The sequence below is a fragment of the Halorubrum tibetense genome (genome assembly GCF_042661865.1).
Classification (GTDB): domain Archaea; phylum Halobacteriota; class Halobacteria; order Halobacteriales; family Haloferacaceae; genus Halorubrum; species Halorubrum tibetense.
On record NZ_JBHSWW010000243.1, the window covers coordinates 1 to 3688 of the forward strand.

The following is a 3688-nucleotide window of genomic DNA, read 5'->3' on the forward strand; positions in this document are numbered from 1 at the left end:
TGGCGTCGACCGCGAACGCCGGGCTGCTGTCGGCGTCCCGGTTCCCGTTCGCGATGGCGCGTGACGGCCTCGCGCCGCCGGCGTTCGAGCGCGTCAGCGACCGGTTTAACACCCCCGTCCTCTCCATCTCGCTGTCCGGTGGGATCATCGTCCTGATGATCGTCTTCCTCCCGATCGACCAGGTGGCGAAGTTCGGGAGCGCGTTCCAGATCCTCGTCTTCATCCTCGTGAACCTCGCGCTTGTCGGGTTCCGCGAGGGCGCGGTCGACGACTACGACCCCGTCTTCACGTCGCCGCTGTACCCCTGGATGCAGATCTTCGGAATGGCGAGCGGTTTTCTCGTCCTCACGCAGGTGGGACTCGTCCCGTTCGCGGGCGCGGCGTTTATCACCGCGGTCTCAGTCGTGTACTTCTATCTCTACGTCCGACCGCGCACGGACCGCGAGGGCGCGGCCCGGACCGGCGTCCGACAGAACGTCAGCGAGGCCGCACTCGAGCGGACGAGAGAGCTGTTCGGCGAACAGCAACGGTACGACACGCTGGTCGCGGTGACCGACGACACCTCGCCGGAGACGAGCGTCGATATGCTCCGTATCGGGATGGACCTCTCCAGTCTCCGCAAAGGGGAGGTCACGGTTGGAACGTTCAAACGGGTGCCCCACCGGGCGTTCACCGCCGGTGACACTACGTCGACGCGGGTCGATCCACCCGAGTGGGCGACGAACGCGACTACCTTACCAATCGGTTCGAACACCGACGAACGCCCCGATGGCGGGGTCCAACAGGTGTCCGACGACGCGGGATCCGGAAACGCATTGTCGAGCGTCGACTTCCGTGAAATCAAGACCGAGGACGTCGGTCCCGCGATCGTGGAGTACGCCTCCTTCGAGGAGGAGGAGTTCATCGTGCTCGAACGTCGGGTCGAGGAGCTGCACGAGCTGTACGGCGAAGGGCTCAACGAACACGTCCTGAAGAACGCGCCGTGTGGCGTGTTGCTCGTCGAGGACCGCGGCTTCGACGGGGCCGACGAGATCGCCGTAGCGACGAACAGCGGGACGTACGACCCGGTGAAGCTGCTCGTCGCCGACGCGATCGCCGAGGAGACGGGCGCGACGCTGACACTGCTTCAGACCGTCCCGGAAGACGTTTCCGAGGAGCGTCGTGCCGTCGTTCAGGAGTATCACGACGAGCTCCGACGGATACTCACGGTGACCGCGGACTCGCGGATCCTGGAGACTGACGACCGGGTCGAGGGGCTCTCGCGGTTCGCGGAGTCGGCCGACCTGCTCGTCACCACGACCGAACGGCGCGGACTGCGCGGTGCCGTGTTCGGGCGTCCCGGCGACCGGCTCGTCGATAGCGTCGACTGTACCGCCGTGATGGTCCAGCCCCCGGACGAGCGGCAGTCCGGCTTCATCCAGCGCGTGCTGCTCGATCGGATATTCGGCAGCAACTGATCCGTTCGTCCTCCAGGCCCTGATTCCGCCCGCGACACTCCCGCCCCGGTGGGCGGTCAGACGCCCGACCTATCGCGCGTCGACGAGCTCGTCGAGCGCGGCCACCCGTCGGTCGCCACGGATACAGCGTCCGCGATCCTCGTGACCGATCCGTTCCACGTGGATCGCGTCCAGCCCGGCGTTCCAGGCTGCGCCCACGTCGCTCTCGCCATCGCCGGCGTAGTAGCCTCGCCCTCGGGCGTCGACGCCCATCGCGTCCATCGCGACCTCCAGCGGCTCCGGGTTCGGCTTCCAGCCCGTGTCGTCGGTACAACAGACGACCGCGTCGAAGCGGTCCGTCAGGTCGAGTCGATCGAGCACGGGCTCCGCCAAGAACGCCTGACAGTGCGTGACGAGCCCGGTCGGCTGCCCTGCGGCGTCGAGCCGGTCGAGTAGCCGGGCGGCGTCGTCGTGGAGGTACGTCGCCTCCGCGCGGGCGATCGGGTCCTCAACGTCGTGAAACGCGGGCCAGAAGCGGTCGGGGTCGACGCCGAGTCCTCGAAGGGTCCCCGCGCGCGCACCCCCGAGCCCGTGCCAGAGGACGTACGCCTCCCGGTCGGAGAATCGCCGATCGAGTCGCTCGCCGACCCGATCGAACACCTCGCGGGTGTACGCCCACTCCGCGTCGACGAGGGTCCCGTCGAGGTCGAACAGGTGAAACTCGTAGTCGGCGACGACCATGGGCGCGTTCGTAGGCGCGGTCCCGACAAGTGCGTTGCGGTGGCAGCGAGGTGGTCGCCGTCGCGATCGAGTCATCGCCGTCGCGACCGCTCCCACCGGTGGTGATCTCGTCCCTATCACTCGCGTCCGCCGCCGGCCGTCGCTCGCGTCCGCCGCCGGCTGTCCTCGTCGCCACTACTCTCGTTCCCGGACGTGGATCGACGACCCGAGGTACTTGTGAAGGGCCTCGTCGACGTCGGCGGCGTTGAACGCCGCCAGGTCCTCGCGGACCGCCGACCGGAGCGCCGACAGGTAGGCCTCGTCGGTCCGGAGCTCGCGGAAGGAGACGGCGACGACGTCGACGCCGAGCCGGTCGGCGAGGAACCGACGGAACGACGGATCGTCACCGACCTCGCCGCGCCAGAGGCGGTCGCGGAACAGCTTCCACCCCGGGTCGCCGGGGACCGCGGCGGGGAGCTCGACCGTCGTCTCGAATCGGTTCGGCTCGACGCGCGGCGGGGCCGGATCGTCCGGTTTCGACGTGGGCCCGAGCTCGAACGTGACCGTGAACACGTACGCGGCGTCCATACCCGGACGCTCTCCCGGCGGGGCGATAACCGTTCTCCCGGCCCTCGGCCGCCCATGCGACGAACATGACAGCAACAACGACAAACTACATACCCGTTCGTCCCGTCCCGACGACCGTGCTCTCCCCGTTCCGCGGCGCGATCGAGCGCGCATACCTCCGACACCTCCACCGGCGGGTCGACGAGGTCCCAACCCACGTCGCCGTCATTCAGGACGGCAACCGTCGGTACGCCCGCGAACAGGGTGACGACGCGCCGCAGGGCCATCGGGCCGGTGCCGACACGACCGAGCGACTCCTCGACTGGTGTGCGGACCTCGGTGTCGAGGAGCTGACGCTGTACGCGTTCTCGACGGAGAACTTCGCCCGCCCGGACGAGGAGCTGGAACCGCTGTTCGCCCTCCTCGAAACGAAGCTCCGCGAGTTCGCCGACGCCGATCGAGTCCACGAGCGAGGCGTCCACGTCCGTGCTATCGGCGATGTGGAGCGCCTCCCGGATCGGGTCCGAGAGGCGGTCGCGTACGCCGAGCGCCGAACTGCCGATAACGACCGTTTTACGCTCAACGTCGCGCTCGCGTACGGCGGCCGGACCGCCTTGCTCGACGCGGCCCGGGACATCGCTCGAGAGGCCGCCGCCGGCGAGATCGACGCCGCCTCCGTGGACGTTGAAACGGTTGAAGAGCGACTGTACGACCGGCCGATCCGCGACGTCGATCTCATCGTCAGAACCGGTGGCGACGAGCGCACCTCGAACTTCCTCCCGTGGCACGCCAACGGTAACGAGGCGGCCGTCTACTTCTGTACCCCCTACTGGCCGGAGTTCTCCGAGGTGGACTTCATGCGCGCCATCCGAACGTACGGCGCGCGCGAGGAGAGCTGGCGACGCGCCCGCGCCGAGCGAGCTGCCGCGCTCGTCAGGGCGGTCGCCGAGGTCGAGCTCGAGGAA

General features: G+C 68.5%; 3 protein-coding genes and 1 pseudogene. 2 read left to right on the top strand and 2 right to left on the bottom strand.

All coding sequences use genetic code 11. The annotated features are described in order from the left end of the window. Nucleotides 1-1457, top strand: a pseudogene (locus ACFQEU_RS12870) (stress protein); the annotation flags it as partial. A gap of 69 nt (nt 1458-1526) precedes the next feature. Here the strand turns inward: ACFQEU_RS12870 and ACFQEU_RS12875 are convergent. Both ACFQEU_RS12875 and lwrS read right to left on the bottom strand, forming a co-directional pair. Continuing rightward, on the bottom strand, nt 1527-2177 hold the full coding sequence (locus ACFQEU_RS12875) for an HAD family hydrolase (protein WP_379782769.1): 651 nt from the start codon (nt 2175-2177) through the stop codon (nt 1527-1529). Between the two features lie 174 nt (nt 2178-2351). Further along, the gene (gene lwrS, locus ACFQEU_RS12880) at nt 2352-2744 is read right to left on the bottom strand and encodes an LWR-salt protein (RefSeq protein ID WP_379782771.1); all 393 of its coding nucleotides are present in this window, start codon (nt 2742-2744) and stop codon (nt 2352-2354) included. A gap of 116 nt (nt 2745-2860) precedes the next feature. Here lwrS and uppS point away from each other — a divergent pair. After that, nucleotides 2861-3688, top strand: an 828-nt coding sequence (gene uppS / locus ACFQEU_RS12885; RefSeq protein WP_379782773.1) for a polyprenyl diphosphate synthase, incomplete at its 3' end; no start/stop codon positions are given.

Coding starts and splice junctions, on each gene's coding strand:
- ACFQEU_RS12875 (WP_379782769.1), bottom strand. CDS start 2,177: ATGGTCGTCGCCGACTACGAGTTTCACCTGTTCGACCTCGACGGGACC.
- lwrS (WP_379782771.1), bottom strand. CDS start 2,744: ATGGACGCCGCGTACGTGTTCACGGTCACGTTCGAGCTCGGGCCCACG.